Annotated in this window: 22 protein-coding genes; 11 read left to right on the forward strand and 11 right to left on the reverse strand. The window is 70.6% G+C overall.

Annotated features, from left to right (window positions below; all coding sequences use genetic code 11):
- Positions 1–174: 174 nt before the first annotated feature.
- From ACFWNN_RS42265 to ACFWNN_RS42280, 4 genes are all read right to left on the reverse strand, one after another.
- Positions 175–1440 carry a tannase/feruloyl esterase family alpha/beta hydrolase gene (locus ACFWNN_RS42265; RefSeq protein WP_382445617.1) on the reverse strand — a complete coding sequence of 422 codons (1266 nt, stop codon included), beginning with the start codon at positions 1438–1440 and terminating at the stop codon, positions 175–177.
- A gap of 11 nt (positions 1441–1451) precedes the next feature.
- The gene (locus ACFWNN_RS42270) at positions 1452–1820 is read right to left on the reverse strand and encodes an STAS domain-containing protein (protein WP_382445618.1); all 369 of its coding nucleotides are present in this window, start codon (positions 1818–1820) and stop codon (positions 1452–1454) included.
- Positions 1821–1892: 72 nt separating this feature from the next.
- Positions 1893–2804, reverse strand: a complete 912-nt coding sequence (locus tag ACFWNN_RS42275; protein ID WP_382445619.1) for an AraC family transcriptional regulator — start codon at positions 2802–2804, stop codon at positions 1893–1895.
- 102 nt (positions 2805–2906) lie between these two features.
- Positions 2907–3776 carry an SGNH/GDSL hydrolase family protein gene (locus ACFWNN_RS42280; RefSeq protein ID WP_382445620.1) on the reverse strand — a complete coding sequence of 290 codons (870 nt, stop codon included), beginning with the start codon at positions 3774–3776 and terminating at the stop codon, positions 2907–2909.
- 182 nt (positions 3777–3958) lie between these two features.
- Here ACFWNN_RS42280 and ACFWNN_RS42285 point away from each other — a divergent pair, with 182 nt between their 5' ends.
- Together ACFWNN_RS42285 and ACFWNN_RS42290 are read left to right on the forward strand one after the other, a co-directional pair.
- Positions 3959–4441: a nucleotidyltransferase domain-containing protein gene (locus ACFWNN_RS42285; protein WP_382445621.1), complete on the forward strand. Its 483-nt coding sequence runs from the start codon at positions 3959–3961 to the stop codon at positions 4439–4441.
- A gap of 10 nt (positions 4442–4451) precedes the next feature.
- Positions 4452–5171 (forward strand): class I SAM-dependent DNA methyltransferase, encoded by a 720-nt coding sequence (locus tag ACFWNN_RS42290; RefSeq protein WP_382445622.1) that lies wholly within the window; start codon positions 4452–4454, stop codon positions 5169–5171.
- On the opposite strand, the gene ACFWNN_RS42295 is transcribed toward ACFWNN_RS42290, so the two are convergent.
- Positions 5168–5557 (reverse strand): nuclear transport factor 2 family protein, encoded by a 390-nt coding sequence (locus ACFWNN_RS42295; RefSeq protein WP_382445623.1) that lies wholly within the window; start codon positions 5555–5557, stop codon positions 5168–5170. The two genes, ACFWNN_RS42290 and ACFWNN_RS42295, sit on opposite strands and share 4 nt — an antisense overlap.
- 56 nt (positions 5558–5613) lie before the next feature.
- Here ACFWNN_RS42295 and ACFWNN_RS42300 point away from each other — a divergent pair, with 56 nt between their 5' ends.
- A complete protein-coding gene (locus ACFWNN_RS42300) occupies positions 5614–6186 on the forward strand; it encodes a PadR family transcriptional regulator (protein ID WP_382445624.1) in 573 nt (190 codons plus the stop codon).
- A gap of 15 nt (positions 6187–6201) precedes the next feature.
- Positions 6202–6510 carry a hypothetical protein gene (locus tag ACFWNN_RS42305; protein ID WP_382445625.1) on the forward strand — a complete coding sequence of 103 codons (309 nt, stop codon included), beginning with the start codon at positions 6202–6204 and terminating at the stop codon, positions 6508–6510.
- A gap of 67 nt (positions 6511–6577) precedes the next feature.
- Here ACFWNN_RS42305 and ACFWNN_RS42310 read toward each other — a convergent pair whose 3' ends face one another.
- Entirely contained in the window at positions 6578–6970 is a 393-nt protein-coding gene (locus ACFWNN_RS42310; protein ID WP_382445626.1) for a GNAT family N-acetyltransferase, read from the reverse strand.
- 73 nt (positions 6971–7043) lie between these two features.
- Here ACFWNN_RS42310 and ACFWNN_RS42315 point away from each other — a divergent pair, with 73 nt between their 5' ends.
- The 4 genes from ACFWNN_RS42315 to ACFWNN_RS42330 all read left to right on the forward strand — a co-directional run bounded on the left by ACFWNN_RS42315 (position 7044) and on the right by ACFWNN_RS42330 (position 11458).
- Positions 7044–7553 (forward strand): hypothetical protein, encoded by a 510-nt coding sequence (locus ACFWNN_RS42315; protein ID WP_382445627.1) that lies wholly within the window; start codon positions 7044–7046, stop codon positions 7551–7553.
- Between the two features lie 119 nt (positions 7554–7672).
- Positions 7673–8923 (forward strand): PepSY-associated TM helix domain-containing protein, encoded by a 1251-nt coding sequence (locus ACFWNN_RS42320; protein WP_382445628.1) that lies wholly within the window; start codon positions 7673–7675, stop codon positions 8921–8923.
- Between the two features lie 128 nt (positions 8924–9051).
- A complete protein-coding gene (locus ACFWNN_RS42325; protein ID WP_382445629.1) occupies positions 9052–10071 on the forward strand; it encodes a YbaB/EbfC family nucleoid-associated protein in 1020 nt (339 codons plus the stop codon).
- A 52-nt stretch (positions 10072–10123) separates the two neighbouring features.
- Positions 10124–11458: a M28 family peptidase gene (locus ACFWNN_RS42330; protein WP_382445630.1), complete on the forward strand. Its 1335-nt coding sequence runs from the start codon at positions 10124–10126 to the stop codon at positions 11456–11458.
- Here ACFWNN_RS42330 and ACFWNN_RS42335 read toward each other — a convergent pair.
- Positions 11442–13397, reverse strand: coding sequence for a putative bifunctional diguanylate cyclase/phosphodiesterase (locus ACFWNN_RS42335; protein ID WP_382445631.1), 1956 nt, complete (start codon positions 13395–13397; stop codon positions 11442–11444). The genes ACFWNN_RS42330 and ACFWNN_RS42335 overlap by 17 nt on opposite strands.
- Before the next feature lie 124 nt (positions 13398–13521).
- On the opposite strand from ACFWNN_RS42335, the gene ACFWNN_RS42340 reads away from it, so the two are divergent.
- Both ACFWNN_RS42340 and ACFWNN_RS42345 read left to right on the forward strand, forming a co-directional pair.
- On the forward strand, positions 13522–14559 hold the full coding sequence (locus tag ACFWNN_RS42340) for a sugar ABC transporter substrate-binding protein (protein WP_382445632.1): 1038 nt from the start codon (positions 13522–13524) through the stop codon (positions 14557–14559).
- Positions 14560–14666: 107 nt separating this feature from the next.
- Positions 14667–16070 carry an amidohydrolase family protein gene (locus ACFWNN_RS42345; protein ID WP_382445633.1) on the forward strand — a complete coding sequence of 468 codons (1404 nt, stop codon included), beginning with the start codon at positions 14667–14669 and terminating at the stop codon, positions 16068–16070.
- Here ACFWNN_RS42345 and ACFWNN_RS42350 read toward each other — a convergent pair.
- From ACFWNN_RS42350 to ACFWNN_RS42360, 3 genes are all read right to left on the reverse strand, one after another.
- Positions 16067–17041 carry an alpha/beta fold hydrolase gene (locus ACFWNN_RS42350; RefSeq protein ID WP_382445634.1) on the reverse strand — a complete coding sequence of 325 codons (975 nt, stop codon included), beginning with the start codon at positions 17039–17041 and terminating at the stop codon, positions 16067–16069. The genes ACFWNN_RS42345 and ACFWNN_RS42350 overlap by 4 nt on opposite strands.
- Before the next feature lie 100 nt (positions 17042–17141).
- Positions 17142–19616, reverse strand: a complete 2475-nt coding sequence (locus tag ACFWNN_RS42355; RefSeq protein WP_382445635.1) for a LuxR C-terminal-related transcriptional regulator — start codon at positions 19614–19616, stop codon at positions 17142–17144.
- Between the two features lie 37 nt (positions 19617–19653).
- Positions 19654–20514, reverse strand: coding sequence for a DUF5829 family protein (locus tag ACFWNN_RS42360; protein WP_382445636.1), 861 nt, complete (start codon positions 20512–20514; stop codon positions 19654–19656).
- A gap of 83 nt (positions 20515–20597) precedes the next feature.
- On the opposite strand from ACFWNN_RS42360, the gene ACFWNN_RS42365 reads away from it, so the two are divergent.
- Positions 20598–21656, forward strand: coding sequence for a hypothetical protein (locus ACFWNN_RS42365; RefSeq protein ID WP_382445637.1), 1059 nt, complete (start codon positions 20598–20600; stop codon positions 21654–21656).
- Here ACFWNN_RS42365 and ACFWNN_RS42370 read toward each other — a convergent pair.
- Positions 21637–22338: a MerR family transcriptional regulator gene (locus ACFWNN_RS42370; protein ID WP_382445638.1), complete on the reverse strand. Its 702-nt coding sequence runs from the start codon at positions 22336–22338 to the stop codon at positions 21637–21639. The two genes, ACFWNN_RS42365 and ACFWNN_RS42370, sit on opposite strands and share 20 nt — an antisense overlap.
- Position 22339: the final 1 nt, after the last annotated feature.

Genomic DNA, 22339 nt, shown 5'->3' on the forward strand with positions numbered 1-22339 from the left:
ACCTGTCAAGGGGTTGCGCGGCAATCTGTGGACAACTCCGGGCCGCTGTGCGGTGGGAGGCGAGTTATCCACAGATCCGCGCAGGAGGGGCTTGACAACGTGCCCGACGCGCTAGTTTTGCTGCTGGGTGGTGTGGTGGTCAGCCCCCTGGGTGGGCGGGGCCCGCGTCGGGCTTCACACAAGCGGGCAGGTGCTCACGTCGGCCGGCCTCGGCAGGGTGGTCGAGGGCGGTGGTTGTACGCCGTCCAGCCACCGTTCCAGCGCCACGAACGCCGACCGGTGGCACGGGGCGAGCGGCCTCAGGCGGTCCGGGTAGGTGTCCACGAGCCCGTCGACGTGCGTGCCCTGCTCCACGCGGTAGTACCGGTGCAGCCGGTCGGGCGTCATGGTCGCGTACACGTCCGAGTCCTTGCTGATCGGCAGCAGTACGTCGTAGGTGCCGTGCACGGTCAGCAGTGGCCGTTTCACCTTGCCCGTCAGCGCGATCTTCGAGACGGCGGGTCCGGCGATGCGGCGGCGGGTGGCGTAGGAGTAGTCGGCGTCGCAGTTCGGGGTGCCTGAGGCGCAGAACGGGACGCCCGCCTCCAGCGCCCCGTCGAAGCCCGGGTCGAACTCCTCGCGGTAGATGCGTTGGGTCAGGTCCCAGTAATAGCGGTAGTGGTAGTCCCACAGGAACTCGGTGCCGGCCGGGAAGCCCGCCGCGACCATCTCCTCGTGTGCGCCCGGTTCACCGGCGAGGTAACGCGGGTAGGCGCGCAGGATGGGCGGCAGGAAGGTGAGGGGGTTGGGGCCGCGCACCGTCCACAGTGTCCCCTCCCAGTCGACGCCGCCGTCGTAGAGGTGCGGGCGGTTCTCCAGCTGCCAGCGGACGAGGTAACCGCCGTTGGAGATGCCGGTGGCGATGGTGCGGCGCGGGGTTCGGCCGTAGCGTTGGGAGACAACGGACTTGGCGGCGATCGTCAGTTGGGTGAAGCGGTGGTTCCACTCCTCCATGGCGTTGCCGTCCTGGTAGAACTGGGCGCCGGTGTTGCCCTTGTCGGTGGACGCGAAGGCGTAACCGCGGGCGAGGACCCAGTCGGAGATGGCTCTGTCGTTGGCGTACTGCTCGCGCACGCCGGGGGCGCCGGTGACGACGAGGCCGCCGTTCCAGCGGTCCGGGAGCCTGATGACGAACTGCGAGTCGTGCCAGCCGTGGTTGGTGTTGGTGCGCGAGGTGTCCGGGAAGTAGCCGTCGATCTGGATGCCGGGGACGGCCGCCGGGACCGGCAGCGCGGCGCTGGTGAGGCCTGCCCAGTCGGCCGGGTCGGTGTGGCCGATGGCGACGAGGCCCGTGGTGGTGAGGTCGGCGAGGCGGGCCAGTTCGTGGTGTTCCGCACCGGGGACCTTCATCGCCGCGGTCGGCGGCGTCAGCGCGAGAACCAGTACCAGCGGAAGCAACATAGCTGGTCAAGCTAGTTGTGGTGGCCCTTCGGCGACATGGTTGCCTGCCACACAAGGCCTGCCTTGAAGGTGGTGAAGCCGAACAGGTCCAGCACCCGGCGCACCTGCGGCTGGGTGTGGTGCAGGTCGAACGACTTGCCGTTGTGGTGGGCGGCGCAGAGCAGGAGCAGGAGGGTGCGCAGGCCGCTCGCGGACAGGAACGTCACGTCGGCCAGGTCGACCGTCACGCGGTCGGTCGCGGTGTCGGTGACGCCGGGCAGCACGGCGGCGAAGAGGAGGTCGCAGGTCGTCATGTCCATCTCGCCGCGGCAGGTGGCGACGAAGCGGGCGCCGGAGCGTTGCGTCCGCACGGCGAACGGGCTGGTCTCACGGGCGGTCATCGACCCACTTCAGCGCACGGACCGGCCCGAACGATAGCAGCGAAAACGAAGTGGTCAGCCACGAAAACGAAGTCAGTGTGCGCGCAGCGTCTGGGATGGCGAGCGTCCGTAGGCCTGGCGGTAGTGGGCGGCGAACACGCTCGGACGTGCGTAACCCCAGCGTGCGGCGATGGCCGTGACGGTGCCGTTGACTGCACGTAGGTCGGCGTCGGCACATGACAGACGCACGCGCCGTAGATACGCCATCGGGGTGGTTTCGAGGTGGCGGCGAAACGCGAGTTGCAACGCACGGATGGAAACGCGTGCGGACCGTGCGATGTCTCCAGCCGTGATGTCCTTCGCGGCGTTGGCCTCGATGAACGCGATGGCGCGCCTTAAGGTCCGTGGATGCGCGTCGCGTCTTTCGGCGATGTCGACGAACGCACTGTGGGGGAACGTCGCCAGTGTCGTCGACACGAGCAGACGCGTCGCGTTCGCCACGATCAACGGGTTGTCGCCGAACGCAGGTAGGACCTCATCGTGCAGATGGACGCACAACGACTTCCACGCGGCGCCAGCACGCAACGAGAGAGGGCGGCACCCGGCAAGGCGCACGCCGTCAGCCACCTCGTCCATCACGGCCTGCGTGAACACGATCATCGACGCCTGCGGGTCCTGGGTGCCCGCGGTGAACGGCTTGCCCGGCGGCACGGTCAGGAAGGCCTCGCCCGGCGAGACGAACCGGTCCTCTCCGTCCGAGCTGTAGCGGATCCGGCCGGACGTCAGGTGCCCGAAGATGTAGTCGCCCATCGGCTCGCCGGTCGCCTCGAACCCGATGACACCGCTGAGCCGGTCGAACCGGACGGGGCCGAGCGTGCCGGAGGCGAAGCGCAGCGACGAGCCCCGGTCACCGCTGCTGAACCGCAGGTTCGCGTACGCCGTGGTCAGCACCGCGTGCGCCGCGTCCAAGTCCGTCACCTCGACGACCGCTTCCACGTTCTGCACGATCCTCGCCCGGTCAGGCGCTGTCCACCGGCCAAATGATCGGTTCCGGCGGACGGAACGCCCTGTCTCGTGCCCCCGCAGGGCGTTCCGCCGGCACTGAACTCAGACCCGGACGAGCGAGGCGAGGGCCGTCTGGCCCTGCTGGTTCGGGTGGAACACGGCCTCCTGGCCCTCCTGGCCCGGCGCCAGCGCGTCGAAGCCGCGCAGGAACGGGGTGCCCGACTCGCACAGGGCGTGGCCGTTGAACGTGCCGGGGGCCGAGAACGGGCTCACGTACGAGACGTTGACGCCCTTGTAGCGCGCTTTGCTCGCCGCGGCACGCAACGTCGTGTCGATGCCGTCCGCGACCTTGTTGCCCTGGGCGCGCTCCTCGGTGGTGAGGATGCCGTCGCCGCAGACCGGGTCGAGGGTGGCTCCGGCCGGATTGGCCTTTGTGGACACCTGACGGCCGTAGCCCACGAGGACGATGCGGGCGTGCGGGCTGCGCTTCTTGATCTCGGTGAGGACGCCGGTGACGTCGCTGCCCATCTGGGGGAGCTTCGCCAGCATCGCCTCGGTGGGTGCGCCGGTGCAGTCCGACTGGATGCACAGGCCGCCGAACTGGGCGTACTTCAGGTTGTTGGTGCCGATGGTGAGGAGCACCACGTCTGTTTTGCGCTTCAGGGCTTCGTACTGGGACGGCTGGCCCTTGAACGTGGTGGCCAGCTCCTGGGTTTCGACGCCGCTGCAGCTGACGTTGGTGAAGCTGCCCAGACGTCCCTGGGTGCGCAGGCGGGCGGCCACCTGTTCGCCGTAGGAGTTGGTGCTGCGCCAGCAGGTGCCGGCGGTGCCGTCCTGATAGGAGCCCGCGCCGGTGCCGGAGGCGTAGGAGTCGCCCATGACGACCAGCGAGGTGGAGTAGGTCGCGTTCGCCGCGGGAGTGATCCCCAGGGCAGCCGCGACAGCTGTGAGTACAACAAGAGTTCTCTTCACCGGACCCCCGATGTGGATGTCATTGCCACCGCGATGGTGCCCGAGTCGTTCAGAAGACCGCCGCCAAACGAGATGCGCTGAACGGCCTGACATCAGGGTTTCGCACAGGAGGGCAACAACTTCGGCCCGACCGTGCTGAAACTCGGTGGCGCCGGGCGAGCCCCACAAGCACGCTGGCCACCATGACCGGGGACGACGTGCTGGAGATCCTGAACGCGCTCGACGGCTTCGACGTGCACGTCGGCGGCGGCTGGGGCGTGGACGCGCTGGTGGGCAGGCAGACCAGGACGCACGACGATCTGGATCTCATGCACCGCGAGGAGCAGGAACCGCAGCTCCTCGAAGTGCTGCAGGAAAGAGGCTTCGTGGAAACGCTCTCCTGGCGTCCCGTCAGGTTCGTGCTGACCGGACCGGGACCGCGCGAGATCGACCTGCACCCGCTCCGGTTCGCGGACGACGGCAGCGCCGAGCAGTCGTCGCTGACGCCGGGCGAGCCGTTCCGCTACCCCGCCGACTGCTTCGTCACCGGCACGATCCTCGGCAGGACCGTCCGCTGCCTGTCCGCCCGGCAGCAGCTGCACTTCCACCAGGGTTACGAGCCGCGCGAACGGGATCTGCACGATCTCGAGTTGCTGCACGGAATAATCGGTGGCGCCGGGTCCTAGCGTGAACCAGGTGAAGGGATTCAACCCGAGTTTCGGCCCTGAAACAGCGAAGACCTACGACGACGAGCTCAGAGGCGACGAGGCCGACACGGTCCGGTTCCTCAACGCACTAGGCGACAGCGCACTGGAGTTCGCGATCGGCACCGGCCGCATCGCCTTGCCGCTCAAGGAGTCCGGCGTCCACGTGGACGGCGTGGAGCTCTCCCCCGACATGGTGGCGCGGATGCGCGAGAAACCCGGCGGCGACACCGTCGAGGTCGTGCTCGGCGACATGTCCACGGAGGGCACCGGGCGCACGTATCCGCTGGTGTACCTGGTCTTCAACACCATCACGAACCTGCTCACCCAGGACGACCAGGTCCGCTGCTTCGAGAACGCCGCGCGGCACCTCACCGACGACGGCGTGTTCGTGATCGAGTGCGGCGTGCCGAGCTGGGCCGCGCGGCAGCGCCACCAGTTCGTCGACGTCGAACGCGTCGAGGTCGACCACGTGGACCTCGACGTCAACCGCTACGACCCCGTCACCCAGATCCTCGACGAGAACCACGTGCACATCGGCGCGGACGGCATCCGCTTCGGCGCGATCAGGCAACGGCTCTCGTACCCGAGCGAGTTCGACCTCATGGCCAGGATCGCGGGCCTGAAACTCCGCGATCGGCACGCGGGCTGGAACGCGGAACCGTTCGTGGCCGACAGCAAGCGGCACGTCAGCGTGTACGAAAAGGTCTAGGAAGCCGCGATGGCCTCAGCCTTGATCTGCTCGAACTGGGCGGCCATCGCCGCGGACAGGGCCTGGGCGCCGGACAGCGGCCGCACCATCACGGTGAACTCGTCGATCAGCCCGTCGTCGTTGAGGTGCAGGAAGTCGCAGCCCTGGATCTCCTTGCCGCCGACCTCGGTCCGGAACACCAGCGCGTGGTTCTGGCCGTCGATGATCTCGCGCTCGTAGCGGAAGTTCTCGAACACCCGCATCACGCCGCGCAGGATCGCGGCGGTCAGGGCCTTGCCGGGGTACGGCGCGAACGCGACGGGGCTGGTGAACACCACTTCGTCGGCGAGGCACGCGGCCATCGCCTCGGTGTCGCGTGCCTCGACGGCCTTGCGGAACGCGTTCACAGCCCACCTCACATACTCAACTTGTTGACTATCTCAACGCACCGTAACCTGCCGGTATGTCGCTGCGCAACGCCGTGATGGCCGCCCTGCTCGACGGGGAGGCGTCCGGCTACGACCTCGCCAAGACGTTCGACGCCGCCGTGGCCAACTTCTGGATCTGCACGCCGCAGCAGCTCTACCGGGAGCTCGACCGGATGGAGACCGACGGGCTGATCACGGCCAGGACCGTCGAGCAGGAACGCCGCCCGACCAAGCGGTTGTTCACGCTCACCGACAAAGGCGTCGCCCACCTCACCGCGTTCACCGCGCAGCAGCACAAACCCACCGCGATCCGGGACGAGCTGCTGGTCGCCGTGCTGGCCGCGGACTCCGGCGACCTCGAAGCGGTCAAGGCCTCGATCCGGGAACGCAGGCAGTGGGCCGAGGCGAAGATCGAGCGCTACGAACGCCTGAAGGCCAAGCTGCTCAACGGTCAGACCGAGGACGAGTTCCTGGCCACCGCAGATCGGGTCGGCCCGTACCTGACGCTCGACAGGGGTCTGTCCTTCGAGCGGGACAACGTGAAGTGGTGTGCCAGGAGCCTCACCGTGCTGGAGCGGCGTGGTGCCCGCCTCGACGCGCCCACGTGAGGTTGAATCGTGTTCATGAACGGCATCTCGGTCTTGCAGGAGGCGTTGAGCGAGCCCGCGCAGGAAGCGCGCAACCGGTTCGCGGGGCGGCTCAACGGCTACCTCGACGGCTCGGACGTCGTGCACGCGGTGCGGTTGCAGGGCTGGCTGGGCCTGGAGGTGCCGGGCCCCGGCTGCCACGTCGGCACGGGCAGCTGGGACTTCACCCGGTTCAAGGCGACGACCTCACCGGTGACGTGCGGGCGATGCCGCAGCGCCGGGCTGCTCACCAGCTCGTTCACCGGCGGCCCGCACCAGCAGACGCTGGACCTCGAAGGGATCTAGGCCCTGTCCTGCAAGTCCGGCGGGCGATAGTGGCAGCCGAGGGCCTGACGAACTTGCAGGACAGGGCCTAGAGCGCGGACCGGTTGCGCAGCCCCATCCCGGTGAGCGCGGTCATGCCGAGCCGCTCGTAGTACGGCCGCAGCTCCTCGTCGCAGGTGAGGTCCACGGAGTACAGGTGGGCGGCCTCGGCCACGATCCGCCGCATCAGCTCGGTGCCGATCCCCCGCCCCTGGAACGCGGGCCGCACCTCCAGCCACGGCACGAACCCGGTGAGCACGCCGTCGCTGATCAGGTGCACGAACCCGGCGACCTCGGCCCCGGACCGGGCGATCACCACCCGGTAGCTCCCGCGCAACACCGCGAGGTGCTGGGCGGGCGAGGGCGCGACCGGCCAGCCCACGAAGAACCCGGCGAGATCGGCCTCGGTCAGGCCGCTGACATCGGTGGTGTAAGAAATCACCGCCGCATTGAACCAATCTCGTGCGCCATCCGTAGGGCTGGTTTCGACCAATTTCCCGGCTAAGCTCCTGGTCATGACCCTGCCGACCGCTCCACTGCGCCGTGCGCGCTGTGCTGCCGTCGGCGTGGTCAACGGCTCGCTCGCGGTCCTCGCGCACTCCAGCGCGGACGGGCAGCTGCCCGACGCCGGACTCGTGTTCTCGCTGGTAGCGCTGCTGACGTGGGCCACGACGGGGTTCGCGAAGCACGAGCTGACCTGGCAACGGCTGCTCCTGCTGATCGGCGGCGGCCAGCTCGCGATGCACGTCCTGGTGTCGCTCGCCGCGTTCCGGCACGTGCACGAGGCCGAGCCGGCCCGCATGCTCGCCTCCCACGTGCTGGCCACCGCCGTGACGGTCGCGGTGCTCGCCACCGCCGAACGCACGGTGCTCGCGCTCGCCCGCGCGATCGCGGCCGCGCTCCCCCGCAGGCTCACCGCGCTGCCCGCCAGCGCTCCCCTGGGCGTCTCCACGCCGTCGATCGCGCCCGCCGCGGTCGTCCTGGCCGTGCCGCTGTGGCGCGGTCCTCCGGCTGAACAGGTCTGAAGGTCCCTTCACAGGTCCGCTCACGACGAGCGGTCCTGCCCCTGTTCACGCCCATTTGGAGCGCCATGACCACCACAGCCGCTCCGTCACGCACATCGTTCGCGTGGCGGGGACTCCTGATGCGCCTGCACTTCTACGCAGGTGTGCTCGTCGGCCCGTTCATCCTCATCGCCGCACTGACCGGCGTCCTGTACGCCCTGACCCCGCAGCTGGAGTCGTGGGTCTACTCCGACCAGCTGCGCGTTCCCGCCACCGCACAACAACTTCCGCTGTCCACGCAGGTCGACGCCGCTCTCGCCACCTCACCGCAGGGCGAGCTCGTCGCGGTCCGTCCCGCCCCGGAACCCGGTGCCACGACGCGGGTCCTGTTCTCCGAAAAGGGGCTGGGCGAGTCCGAACGCCGCGCGGTCTTCGTCGACCCCGGCACCGGACGCGTCACCGGCGACCTCGTGGTCTACGGGTCGAGCGGCGTGTTACCGCTGCGCACGACGCTGGACCAGTTGCACCGCAACCTGATGCTCGGCGAACCCGGCCGCCTCTACAGCGAGCTCGCCGCCTCCTGGTTGTGGGTGGTCGCGCTCGGCGGCCTGGTGCTGTGGATCTCCCGTGCCCGCAACAGCAAGCGCATCAAGACGCACGGCCTGATCGGCGTGTGGGTGCTCGCGGGCGCGTTGTTCCTGTCCGCCACCGGTCTCACCTGGTCGGCCTACGCGGGCGAGAACGTCGCGCTCCTGCGCACGGCCGTCGGCTGGAGCACGCCGACGTTGAAGATGACCGGCTCCGCCGAGGGCCACGGCGACCACGAGGCGATCACCCCCACTCCCTCCGCCGGCGGGCACGGCGAGATCGACGAGGTGTTCGGTGCCGCGAAGGGCGCCGGCCTCGACGCGAACGGCATCGAGATCAGCCTGCCCGTCGAGGCCGGCGGCGCGTGGAAGGTCGCCGAGATCGAGAAGGGCCTGCCGTCGCAGGGCGACGCCGTCGCGGTCCAGGGCGGCAACGTCATCAGCGAGCTCCGGTTCGCCGACTTCCCGCTCGGCGCGAAGCTGACCCGCTGGGGCATCGACGCGCACATGGGCGTGCTGTTCGGCTGGCCCAACCAGGTGCTGCTGTTGCTGATCGGCGGCGGACTGGTCGCTTTGGTCGTACTCGGTTACCGCATGTGGTGGAAGCGCAGGCCCACCAGCGGCTTCGGGCGGCCGACCCCGCGCGGTCAGTGGCGCAAGGCCCCGAAGGGCGCGTTGATCGGGCTCGGGGCGGGCGCGCTGCTCGCCGGGTGGTTCGCGCCGCTGCTCGGGATCAGCCTGCTGGCCTTTTTGCTCGTCGACGTTCTCCTTGGCAGGAGGGCGAAAGCGGCGGCTTCCCAGTAGGTCCACAGTGGACAAGGCTTGCCTGATCTGGACATTTACGGCATATTAACGGTCAGGTGAGCCGGGAAGTCTGGTCGGCCCGTACGTCATAACCAGGTGACGACGGAGAGCTGACGAGGGGTGCCCTCATGACACTCATCCCCCACGCCATCCCTCTGATCAACGATCCGCAGGTCGTCCACGCGCTCGCCGCGCGGTGGCGCCGCGCCAGGACGTTGCTCCTGCTCTCCGTCGGTGTCCTGCCCGTCGCCATCGGCATCGTCTGCGTCGTGCTCGCCGGGATGACCTCGGCGGGCCAGCGGATCATGCCGTGGTGGTCGGCGATTCCGGCCGTCGCCGCGGCGGCCTGCGCGTGGGCGTTGCTGACCTGGTTGCGCCGCAACGGGTTGAGCGACCCGCACTCGTGGCTGCCGGCGACCACCCTGATGACCGGCGCGCAGCTGGTGCTCGGGGTGCTGCCGGGGTCGGGCATCGCTCTCCGGCTCAGCCCCGGCGCGGCGATCGCGGTGAAGGCCCTGTGCGCGGCCGGAGTCCTCGGCGCGGGCTCGGCCAGCGCGCTCGCCCGGCTGGCCCACCGCTCGCTGCTCTCGGCGCCGGTGCTGGAGCTCGGCTCCACGGCGTTCCCGCTCGTGCTCGACGGCCACGGCACGCGCGTGCTGATCGGCACCGACCGCGTCGACTGGACCACGCGCCACGGCGGCCGCGTCGACGCCGGGGTTTCGTTCGCCCGCGTCCTCCGCGTCTCCGCGCACGCGAACGCCATCGCGCTGCACACCGCGTCGGGTTCCTGGACTGTTCCGGTGGCCGATCCCGAGGGCACGCGGGCGTTGCTGCTGCGCCGGATCGCGTGGTGGGAGGAGCGCCGGGACGCGGCCGCCGAACGCGAGCAGCGCCGCTACCTCGACCTGGTCTCGCTCCTCGCGGCGGTCAGCGGCGAGGCGACCCGCGGCGGCATCACGGTCACGGTGGACTCGAACGGCCTCACGACCGGCATCGACCTGAGCCCCGAGGTGCGCGAGCTCGAGCCGGAGATCCTCGCCGCGCAACTGATGGCGTGCGTGCAGAAAGCCCGCCAGAACGCACGCCGCCAAGTGGAGGATCTCGTGCTGGAGCACGCCGATGACCAGATGGTGAAAGCCAGTCATTAGTCGCTTGTCGCGGAAGTGACGTCCTGCCTACGTTCGCCTGGGAACTTCGGAGATGGGGGACGACTTGCGCAGACGTGACTTCTTCGCGGCGGCGGCCGGAGTGGCCGCCGTCGTGGCCAATCCCGCGAGTGCGCTCGCGGCCACCGAGCAACGGCCGGGCGCCTCGCACCTGCCGGACCTGAACCTCGGCGACTTCCCCGTCGTGGCAAGGGTTCGCGCCCGCTCGGCGCTGGAACACCTCAAGGTGCTGAGCGAGCGGATCGGGCCGCGGATCGGCGGCACCGAGTCGGAGCTCAAGGCCCGCGACTACCTGGTGCGCGAGCTGAAGTCGTTGCGGTACCAGGTGACGACGCAGCCGTTCACCGTCCCGGACAAGTACCTCGCCGACGTCAACGGCACGTGGCAGGCAGGGGCGTCGCGGTTCGGCGCGCTCGGCGTCACCGTCAGGGCCCCGTTCGTCGAGGTCACCGACGGCGCGTTGCCGGACCTGACCGGCAAGATCGCCTTCTACGTCAACGCCCCGGCCGGGTCGGCGCCCACGCACGCGGCGATCGAACGCGGCGCGGCGGCCGTGGTGCTCGGCCGGATCTCCGCCACCGCGAGCAAGTCGAGCGCGTTCTCCCCCACGCTCGACCGGAACGTCACCGTGCCGGTGATCGGGCTCGCCCAGGTGCACACCGAGAAGCTGCGCACGCAGGGCACCGGTGAGCTGACGATCAAGACCACCCATCACCCGAACCTGACTTCCTACAACGTGATCGCGGACCGCCCGGCGACGTTCCCGTGGCGTGACAACGGGGTCGTGATGGTCTCCGCGCACTACGACAGCGTGCCGGGGTCGCCGGGCGCCAACGACGACGGCAGCGGCACGGTGCTCTGCCTGGAACTCGCGCGCGTGCTGCGGTACCTGCCGACGCACAAGGCGTTGCGGTTCGCGTTGTGGGGCTCGGAGGAACAGGGGCTGCTCGGGTCGCGGCACTACGTCTCGCAGCTGCCGCCCGAGGAGATCGCGCGGATCAAGGGCGTTTTCCAGAACGACATGGTCGCGACGAGCCACTCCCCCGCGACCGCGTACTGGTTGCTGTCGGTCGACGGCGCCGACAACGCCACCACAGCGGCGGTGAGGGCTGCCGCGCAACGGCTCGGCTACGACCCGAGGGTGCACGGGCCGGTGGCGCGCGGGTCGAGCGACCACGTGCCGTTCCACGAGAAGGGCATGGCGTCGGCGAACTTCAGCTGGCGCGGCGAGGCCGGTCCGGCGAACCTCGAACCGATCTACCACACGCCCGAGGACACGATCCGCGACAACGTGAGCCTGGAACGGTTGCAGGTGTCGCTGGAGCTGATCGGCGCGGCCGCGTACCGGCTCGCTAGTCAGCGGTCGTGATCAGCTCGGTGAGCCGCCGGGCCTGCAACCACTCGGCGAACTCCCCGGCGGGCAGCGGTTTGCTCAGGCAGTAGCCCTGCACGATGTCGCAGCCCAGGGCGGCGAGGACGCTCCACGTCTCCTCGTCCTCGACGCCCTCGGCCACGACCTCCAGCTCCAGGTTGTGCGCGAGGCCCAGCAACGAGCGGGTGATCGCGCCGCTGGACGCGTCGGAGCGCATGTTCGTCGTGAACGAGCGGTCGATCTTCATCTCGTGCACCGGCATCGAGCGCAGGTAGGCGATGGACGAGTAGCCGGTGCCGAAGTCGTCGATCGAGAGCCGCACGCCGAGGTCGCGCAACCGCGTCAGCACGTCGCTCGCCCGGTGCGGGTCGGCGATGATCGCGCTTTCGGTGATCTCCAGCGTCAGCACGTCCGCCGGCACGCGGTGGCGGTCCAGCAGGGCGGCGACCTGGTCGGGGAACGTCCGGTCGTGCAGGCACTGGGCGCCGACGTTGACCGAGATCGGCACGTCGCGGCCGTCGAGGTGCCAGGTGCGGTACTGGGCCAGCGCGTGGTCCAGCACGTACTGGGTGAGCGGCTCGATGAGCCCGGTCTCCTCGGCGGCCGGGATGAACCGGTCCGGTCCGAGCAGGCCGTGGCGCGGGTGCTGCCAGCGGCACAGGACCTCGGCGCCGCAGACCGTGCCGCTGCGCAGGTCGGCCTTCGGCTGGTAGTGCAGCACGAGTTCGCACTGGTCGAGGGCGCGGCGCAGGTCGCTGATCACGGTGAGCTGGGCGGCGCTGTGCTCGTCGAGGCCCGGTTCGTAGACGGCGGTGCCGAGACGGGCGCGCTTGGCCGCGTACATGGCGATGTCGGCGTGTTTGAGCAGTTCGTGCGCGTCGGCCGAGTCCGTCGGGTAGAGCGCGATGCCGATGCTGCAGCCGACGTCGACCGAAAGCCCGTCCAGGTCGACGGTCTCGTCCAGGGCCTTGTGCACGCGTTGGGCGACGATCAGGGCGTTCGCGGACGTGCTGACCGACGGCAGCAGCACGGCGAACTCGTCGCCGCCGAGCCGGGCGACCGTATCGACCTCGCGGACTGCACCGGTGAGACGGGTCGCGACGAGTTGGAGGAGCCGGTCGCCGAACGCGTGGCCGAGGGTGTCGTTGATCGGCTTGAAGCGGTTGAGGTCGATCAGGAACAGGCCGAGCGGGTCGCCGGTCTGGTTGCTGCGGCGGATGGCCTGCGCGGTGTGCTGGGTGAGCAGCGTGCGGTTGGCGAGGCCGGTCAACGCGTCGTGCATCGCCTCGTGCTCGCTCTTCGCGGCCTGGCGGAGGATCTTGCGGCGATGCCCGAGCAGGACGAGACCGCACAACGCGACCAGCCCCAGGTCGATGATGAACGCGATGAGCGCGGCGGTGCGCAGGTTGCCGTTCTGGAGTTCTGCCGAACGCAGGTAGTCCGTCGTCTCCAGGCGTTTGAGCTGCACGACCGTGGAGAGCTGTTTGCGCAACGACGCCAGCGTGAGCTCCGCCTGGTCGGCCTTCTGCAGCGTGGTCACGGAATCCGCGGCGATGACGGTCTCGCGCAGCAGCACGGTGTAGTCGTCGTAGAGGTCGCTGACGATCGTGGCGGCGCGGACGTCGGCGGGCGTGCCGTTCTCCTTGAGCCAGCGCAGGCTCTCGTCGGCGGCACCGGCGGCGGTCGCGACGGGTTGGCTCATGATCGGCGTGCCGGAGCGGACGTAGTCGGTGAGCGCGTGGTCGGCGACGTCGACGTTCTGCACGACGACACCCCACCGGTCGCTGACCTCGTTGAGCTCGTGCAGATGCGTGGCCGCGTGCTGCATGCTCAGGCTCGTCCAGAGCGCGAGGCCGGCCAGCGCGGCGAGACCGACCGTCAGACTGACGACCGTCGTCTGCACGGTGGTGCGGGCCTCGACCCAGTTGGACAGCATCGGTGCCGCCTTCCCTGCGAAGGTGCTATTGGTACGCAGCCAAAGGACCGCACGCAAGCCGACACCTCGATGTGCCGTGCGATAACCTCCTCGGCTTCCAGCGGCCGACTGATGGGGCTTGACCGTGTTCCGATCCGCTTTCCTGATCCTGCCTGCGGTTTTGGTGATGGCCGGGTGCGGTGGTGAGCAGACGTCCGATGACCCGCCGACGATCGGGTTCGTGTCGCAGAACACCAGCCGCGACTTCTCGAAGGAGATGAGCGAGGGTTTCCGCGCGGGCGCGGCGATCTCCGGCGGCGTGCGGACGGAGACGACGGGACCGGACACTCACGACGGTCTGAAGCAGGCCGCGTTGCTGCGCGATCTCGCCACGCGGGCCAAGGGCGGCATCGGAGTGTCCGCTGTGGCCCCCGAACTGGTGGCCGAGCCGATGGCGCAGGTGGTCGAGCAGGGCGTGCCGGTGATCGCGGTGGCGGGCGGGCAGATCGCGCCGGGCAGCGGGGTGGGCCTGCTGATCGAGAACGACAACTACGAGCTCGGCCGCGTGCTCGCGGACGCGACGGTCGAACGGTTGCCGGCGGACTCGGCGGGCAAGATCGTGATCGGCAGCAACTCCCCCGCGATGCCCGCGCTGGACGCCCGGTCGCTGGGGCTGCGCGAACGGCTGGCGGAGCGGTTGCCGAAGCTGCAGGTGATCGGGCCGTTGGACACCGGGCGCGACCTGGGTGCGAACCTCGCCACGTGGCGGCGGCTGGCGGATGCGAACCCCGACGCGGTGGCGTTGCTCGGGGCCGGGGACGTGGACGCGATCAACCTCGCGCGGGTGCACGCCGAGAAGAGCGCCTCGTGGCTGGCCGGGGCGTTCAGCCTGGACACCAAGGCGTTGCAGGGGGTCAAGGAGGGCCACCTGTTCGCGACGGTGTCGGCGGAGCACTTCCTGAAGGGCGCGGTGGCGGGGTGGTTGCTCGCCGAGCACACGAAGGGGCGGGCGTTGCCGGAGGGGTGGATGGTCGCGCCCGGGCTGCTGGTGCAGGCGTCCAACGTGGACGAGGTGGTGCGGCGGCAGGCCACCGCGGAGAACAGGCTCGCGGCGGCACGACCGCAGATCGACGAGCTGATCGCCGCGGAGAAGCAGGTGCGGCCGCTGGACCAGGCGCGCTGATCGCTCGGCCGGGCGCGCTGAGCCGGGCAGAGCAACCGCTTTCCGCGCCCGTGACAGGCCGCTGACCTCCGGGCGAGCATGACGGCTCTTCCTGCCTAGGAGGCCGCATGATCAACCGAAGGACCCTCACGAAATCCCTGGGCGCGGCACTGGCGGTGTCGGCCGTGTCCGGCACGGCCACCGCGGACTCGGGCCGGCGCCGGTACCTGGTCCGCGACGGCGGCGCCGTCGTCACCGTCGACCCGGTGCTCGGGGTGCTGCCGCGCGCGGACGTCCTGATCGACGACGGCCGGATCGTCGCGGTCGGGCCCGACCTCCCCGCGCGCGGCGCACAGGTCGTGGACGCCACCGACATGATCGTGATGCCCGGCTTCGTCAACACCCACCACCACATGTGGAGTGCGCTGGGCCGAAATTTCGTGGCCGACGGATTCCCCTACTTCGCCGCCAAGCGGGCCACGTCCACGTTGTACACGGACGTCGACGTGTACCGGAGCGTGCTGCTCGGGCTCGCCGAACTGGCGAACGCGGGCGTGACGACCGTCCACAACTGGTCCAACAACACCCGGACGCCCGCGCACGCCGACGCCGAACTGCGCGCGCACCGGGACGGGTTCCTGCGGGCTCGGTTCTCCTACGGCCACGTCGACCAGATGCCCCGGGACGTGCCGATGTCGTTCACGGACGTGGATCGCGTGCGGCAGCAGTACTTCGCGGACGGCGCCTTCGGGCTGGTGCACCTCGGGGTGGCGCTGCGCGGGTTGTCGCAGAGCACCGAACCGGCGTTCTTCGCGGACATGGACGCGGCGGTCGGGCGCGGGCTGCCGGTCGCGATCCACGCCGGGCAGGCGCCGCCGCGGATCGTGGACGCCGCCGACTACGAACGGCGCGGGTGGCTCGGGCCGTCGACCCTGTTGTGCCACTACGTGACGGCGCTGGACAGCGACATGGAGATCGTCGCCCGTACGGGCACCGGGTTCTCGTGGTCGCCGCACTCGGAGTTCCGGCTCGGCACGTCGGGTGATCCGCGCTCGGCACTGCTGCGGTTCCGCCGGGCCGGGGTGCCGGTGTCGTTGTCCTCGGACGCCACGTCGATCGCGCCGTCGGACGTGTTCGAGACCATGCGGCTCGTCTGGAACACCGGCATCCCGTGGACCGGCACGCCCACCGCCGACCTGCCCGAAGTGGGATTCCGCGACGTGCTGGAGATGGCGACCCTGAACGGCGCCCGCGCGCTGGGGCTCGGCAGCGTCACCGGGTCGATCACGGTCGGCAAGCGCGCGGACGTGATCCTGGTGCGCACCAACGACATCAACCTCGCCCCGGGCGGGCTGATCGAGACCACGCTGGTGCAGGCGACGACTGCGGCCAACGTCGACACGGTGTTCTCCGACGGCCGGATCATCAAGCGCGGCGGGCGGCTGGTGCACGACGTCGGCCGGATCGTGCGGGACGCGCGGGCGTCGTCGTTGCGGATCCGTCGCGAGGCAGGCGGGATCCTGACGCCCTAGGCGACGTCGAGGACCGCCTTCGTGAACACCTCGGGGGCCTCCTGCGGCACGTTGTGGCCGATGCCGTCGAGGACGCGGTGCTCGTAACGGCCGCTGAACTGCCTGCGGTACGCGGCCCCGTCCTTGTTGGGGCCGTCGAAGTCGCTGGCGATCGTGATCGTCGGCACGCCGATCACGGGCTTGGCCTGCAGCTTGCGCTCCAGGGCGTCGTAGCGGTGCTCGCCCTGCGCGAGCTGCAGGCGCCAGCGGTAGTTGTGGATGACGATCGCGACGTGGTCGGGGTTCTTCCAGGCCGTGGCGCTCTGGGCGTAGGTGGCCTCGTCGAAGTTCCACTGCGGGGAGGCCAGCTTCCAGATGAGCTTGTTGAACTCGTACGAGTTCTGCTCGTAGCCCTTCACGCCCCGGTCCGTCGCGAAGTAGTACTGGTACCACCAGCCCAGTTCGGCCTGCGGGGACAGCGGTTCCTGATTCTGCTGGAGGTTCACGACCAGGTAGCCGCTGACCGACACGAGTGCCTTGACCCGCTCGGGCCACAGGGCGGCGGTGATGCACGCGGTCCGCGCGCCCCAGTCGAAGCCGGCGACGGTGGCCTTGCGGATCTTCAGGGCGTCCATGAAGGCGATGACGTCGGACGCCAGCGCGGACTGCTGGCCGTTGCGGAAGGTGCTCGCGCGGAGGAACCGGGTCGGGCCGTAGCCGCGCAGGTACGGAACGAGCACCCGGTGGCCCCGCGCCGCCAGGGCGGGGGCGACGTCGGCGTAGCTGTGGATGTCGTAGGGCCAGCCGTGCAGCAGGATCGTGACGGGGCCGTCCGCCGGGCCCGTCTCCGCGTAGGCGATGTCGAGCAGGCCTGCCCTGACCTGCTTGATCGGGCCCCAGGTGGGAGTGGCGTGGGCCGTGGCGGCGGTGACGAGGGGTGCGGCCAGGCCGGCCACGGCGAGTGCCTGGGAGAACTGACGCCTGCTGATCATGGGAGCGACGGTAGGGACGAGGAGGGTGGCGTCGCGAGCGTCAGGTGACGGTGCGGGGGTACGTCACGGCTCAGCCGCCCCGGCACTCCGCTTCGCGGCATTACTCGCCCGACGTCCCTGCCAGTGCTTCTCGCAACTCCGCCCGCGCCGTGACGCCGAGCTTCGGGAAGATGCGGTGCAGGTGCGTGCTGACCGTGCGGTGCGAGAGGTGCAGGCGTTCGCCGATCTCCTTGTTGGTCAGGCCGTCCGCCGCCAGCCGCGCGATCGTCAGCTCGTGCTCGGTCAGCTCGCCCGAGACGCCCCGCGACTCCCCCGACGCCCTCAGCTCCTCCCGCGCCCGCTCCGCCCAGTCCGTCGTGCCGAACGCCTCGAACGCCTCCGCCGCCGCCTTCAGGTGCGGCCGCGCCGCGCTCGCCCGCCGTTGCCTGCGCAGCCACGCCCCGAACGCCAGCCGCACGCGGGCGCGGTCCCAGGGGGAGCTCTCGGTGTCGACGGCGGCCTCGAACAGCGCTTCCGCCTCGCCGTCGGATGCCAGCAGCGCCCGCGCGTACCTCAGGCCCGACCCCAGCGCCGGTGAGGTGGTGGCGGTGTCGAGCTCCTCGACGATCTTGCGGGCCTCGTCGGCGTGGCCGCTGCGGGTGGCCGCCTCGACCAGCTCCGGCAGGACGTACCGGCGCAGCGCCAGCTGGTAGGCGGGGTCCGCCGGGTCGTGGACGCGCAGGATCGCGGCGTACGCGTCGGCGTAGCGGCCCTCCCCCAGCGCGGCGAGGCTTCTGGCCAGCTGGACCGTGGCCAGCACCGGGCGGGCGCCGGCGGAGAGGCCGATGCGTTCGGCCTCGGCGCACAGCGTGGCGCACTGCTCGTAGCAGCCCTGAAGTGCGGCGATCTCGGCCAGCACCGCGACGGCCAGGCCGTGCATGTACGGCTGGCTGGTCTCCTCCGCCAGCGCGACGGCCTCGCGGGCCAGCGGTTCGGCGAGGTCGCCCAGGCGGGTGCGGCTCCAGGCCTCCACGGCCAACGCCCGCGCGAGGAGTCCGTACTGGCCCTGGGCCCGGAAGCCGAGCCCGGCGGCGTGCGACAGACGCACCGAGTCGGCGAACGCGCCCACCTGGAGCGCGGCACTGCCCAGCAGGCGGAGCGTCGCCGGGTCGTCGGACGTCGTGCGCAGGCCGGCCACCACCGCGTCGCCCTGCTGCACCGGGCACACGTAGGCGGCCATCGCCAGCATGCGGGGGTCATCGGGGTCGATCGGCAGGCGGCGGGCGATGGCGGCGATGCGCTCGCGGACGGCCGGGCCCGGTTCCACCCAGAAGCAGCGCATCGCGACGCTCCAGAAGATCCGCAGGCCCAGTTCGACGTCGTCGGCCGCCACGGACTCGGCGAGGCCCACCAGTTCGGCCGGGCCCGCCACGCCCACGCCGTCGTCGAACGCCGTGGGCAGCCATGTCACGAGAGCGCGCTCACGAGCGGTCAGGTCCAGGCCGCGCACCGCGGCCAGGATGCGGTCGACGTCGTCCCGGCGCCCCGCCTCGGCGGCGAGTTCGGCCGCACGCAACGATCGCCGCACCACCGCGGCCGGGTCACCCAGCGCGGCAGCACGTTCCAGCGCCTGCACGGCCGCCACCGCACCACCGCGCGCCAACGCCCTGTCGGCGGTCTTCTCCAGCAGGCAGGCCACGTTCTCGTCGGCGCCGGACGTGGCCTCGGCCAGGTGCCAGGCACGCCGATCCGGTTGCGCCGCAGCGAAAGCGAGACGCCGGTGGGTGTCCCGCACCTCCTCGGCACCGGCGGCGCGCACGACCGCCGACCTGATCAACGGGTGCCGGAACGTCCCGTCCCGCGCCACCAGCCGGGCCTCGACGGCGGCCGCGAGGTCAGCACACGGGCCGCCCAACGCCAGCGACAGCAGCGACGAGCGAGACTCGGCGGGCAGCGCCGCGCACCGAGCCGCGAAGGACTCCTCCAGCGAGTCACCGCCGAACGGGAGTTCGCCCAGCGCCAACGGATTCCCGGCCGCCAGCGCGAGCACGGCGGACCGCCGTTCGGCACTCAGCGAAGGCGCGACCTCGGCCAGCAGAGAACGGGCGTCGTCGGGTGAGAGCGGTTCCAGGAACAGCGTCGGCACCCCCGCGAACACCGGCTCCCGCGCCACCACGACGAGCGCGGAGCCGGTCAACCGCCGTGCCACGAACCCGAGCACGTCCTGACTGGCCTGGTCCAGCCACTGCGCGTCGTCGACCAGCACCACGCACCGAGAGGCAGACAGCACGTCGAGGGCCGCGAGCCCGACCAGGTGCACCGGCGGGGCGGGACCGTCGGCGAGTCCGAACACGACTTCGAGAGCCCCGCGCCGCACACCGGGCACAGTGGACAGATCGAGGAACGGGTGCAGGACCTGGTGCAGGCCCGCGTACGGCAGGTCCTGCTCGGCCTCCACGCCGGTGACCAGGTGACCGTCGAGCGTGGACAGCAGCGCCGACTTGCCCACGCCCGGCTCGCCGGCGATCAGCAGCGAGCCGCCCGAGCGTGCCAGCGCGGCCAGCCGTTCCCGTTCCCGCTCCCGCCCGACGAGCACCCGACACCCCGATCGTTGGTCCGTTGGGACCAGAGTGTCAGAACGTCCACACCGCGCGCTTGCCCGGCCCCACGACCAGCGTCGACGTGCCCAGCCGCTCGACGTGCCGCGCCACCGGGCGGTTGAGCTCGAACTCGACGCGCTTCAGCCCGGTCCGCGCCGCCGGCACCTCGTCGAACCGCAGGGTCGTGCCCCCGCGCGTCGCCACCACCGAGTCGCCGTCGGTCCGCACCGAGAAGCCGCCGACCCGCAGGAACGGCATGGTGTCCCGGAGGTCGGACTCGGTGACGGCGAAGTTCAGGAACGTGATGTCGCGCATCAGCTTGCGCTTGTAGTTGTCCGGCAGGTACCGCTCCCGGCTGACGTCACCGGGGAACTTCGGCGGGCCCACCTTGGCGCGCGGGTCCGCGAGGTATTCGTCGCGGTACTCCATCGCCCACGTGCCGAACCGGTCGTAGGTCGCCTGCAGGAACAGCGCGTCGAACCACGGCACGGGCACGCCGTCGCCGAAGTCGCGGGTCTGCGTGAACTCGATCGGGTTCGACCCGGCCGCCGTCAGCTTCGCCTGGAGCTTCTCGATGTCACCGTCGTGCTCCGTCGAGAGCGCGAGGCCCGCGCCGCCCGGCTCGCCGTCCTTGCCCGGCACGTCACCGGGCCCGAAGATCTCCATGTAGGTCACCTGGCCGCGCAGGTAACGCCCTGTCCAGGACCGGCCGTCGGCGCCGGTGGTGGTGCGCACCTCGAAGTCCGCGAACTCCCGGAGGTAGCCCGAGTGCTCGACCGCGTCCGCTGTGACCCGGTCGTACGTTCCCCAGGCGTGGTTGTAGTACAGCAACTTCCGCTCTCCCGCCTGCGCCGCGCCCGTGCCGGACACGACCAGGACTAGAGCCAAGATCATGCAAGAAACACGTCGGATCCCCATACATTCGATCGTAAAACGGTCACGCTCAAGTCAGACTCAAGCCGAACAAGGGGGACTTCGTGGTCGCACGGTGGACGGTTCTCGCTCCGCTGCTCCAGGCCGTCACCGCGGGCCGTGACCTGCTGGACGACACGATCAGCAGGCTCACCCCCGAGGCCGTCGCGGCCGAGCTCGTCACCGAGATCGGTGATCACGACGTCCGGCTCGACCTCACCTTCGCCGGTCGCACCACCTCCCACCTGCGCACCGACTCCGACGTGACGGTCTCGCTCGACCTGGCCGACGCCGTGCGCGGCCTCTACGGCACCGGCGAACGGCCGTGGCCGAGCCTCGCCGTCCGCACGCCCGATCCCGAGCTGGACGAGCGCGGCATCGCGGGCTGGTTCCACAGCCGCAAGGGCCTCGCGGACGCCGTGCAGCAGTTGCTCTCCGCGCTGCGCCCCGGCCGCCGCGACCTCGGGGAGCTGGCGGTCGAGTACGGGTCGGACAAGTGGGGCGACCTGCACTGGTACACGCAGCACTACGAACGACACTTCGCCCGCCTGCGCGACGAACCGGTGAAGGTGCTGGAGATCGGCATCGGCGGCTGGGAGGCCCCGGACAGCGGCGGCGGCTCGCTGCGGATGTGGCAGCGGTACTTCCGGCGCGGCCTGATCCACGGCCTGGACATCGTGCCCAAGACGGTCACCGGGCCGCGGATCACGGCGATCCAGGGCGACCAGTCCGACGCGGAGTTCCTCGACCGGCTGGGCCGCGACCTCGGGCCGTTCGACGTGGTCATCGACGACGGCAGCCACTTCAACGACCACGTGCGGACCTCGTTCCACGCCCTGTTCCCGCACGTCCGGACCGGTGGCCTCTACGTCGTGGAGGACCTGCAGACCGCGTACTGGCCGAGCTGGGGCGGCCACCCGGACGCGCCCGCCACGACGTCGATGGGCATGTTGAAGTCCTTTGTGGACGGCCTGAACCAGGCGGAGGTGCGCGACCCGCGCGGCGAGGGCACCTACCTGGAACGCACCATCAGCGGGATCTCGTTCCACCACAACATCGCGTTCGTCGAGAAGGGCCGCAACGACGAGGAGGGCGGCCCGGCGTTCATGCGGACGCTCTACTGAGCGCGTCCCACGCCGGTGAGGACGCACCGGCGGCGGCCATCGCCAGCGCCGTGACCTCCGGGTCCGCCACCGGCATCTCCGGCCTGCCCGCGAGCCACGCGGCCGCCCGCTTCGCCAGCGCGGGCAGCCGCGGGTCGTCCGGTGCGAACTCGAACGCCTCGTCGTAGCCGAGGTAGATCCGCTGGAACTCGGGGTCCGCCAACGACTCCAGCTTGTCGGCGAGCCAGACCGCCGCCTCGTCCGGTGCGACGGCCTGCATCAGCACCCAGACCTCGCGTTCCATCCGGAGGCCGCGGTCGCTGACTCCCAGGTCCCGCAACAGATCCAGCATCGCGGCGGCTCCCGGGTCCAGGACCAGCGCGTCTCCCGCTTGCAACCGCACGACCCGTGCGCGGGCCTGCCGGATCTCCTCCTCGCGGCGGCGCAACGCCTCGTCGATCTCACTGATCGCCGCCGCGAACTCGTCGGCGTCGGCGACCAGCAACACCTGGACGCGGGCGAGCGGCACCCCGGCCTCGGCGAGCGTGCGGATCTTGACCAGGTCGACCGCGTCCTGGGCGGTGTAGCGCCGGTAGCCGGAGTGGTCGCGCTCGGGTTCCGGCAGCAGCCCCACCTTGTGGTAGTGCCGCACCGCCTTGATCGTCACGCCCGCGTACCGCGCGAGCTGCCCAATCGTGATCACC

It is taken from the genome of Lentzea sp. NPDC058450, from assembly GCF_042721395.1.
In the GTDB taxonomy this organism is placed as follows: Bacteria; Actinomycetota; Actinomycetes; order Mycobacteriales; family Pseudonocardiaceae; genus Lentzea.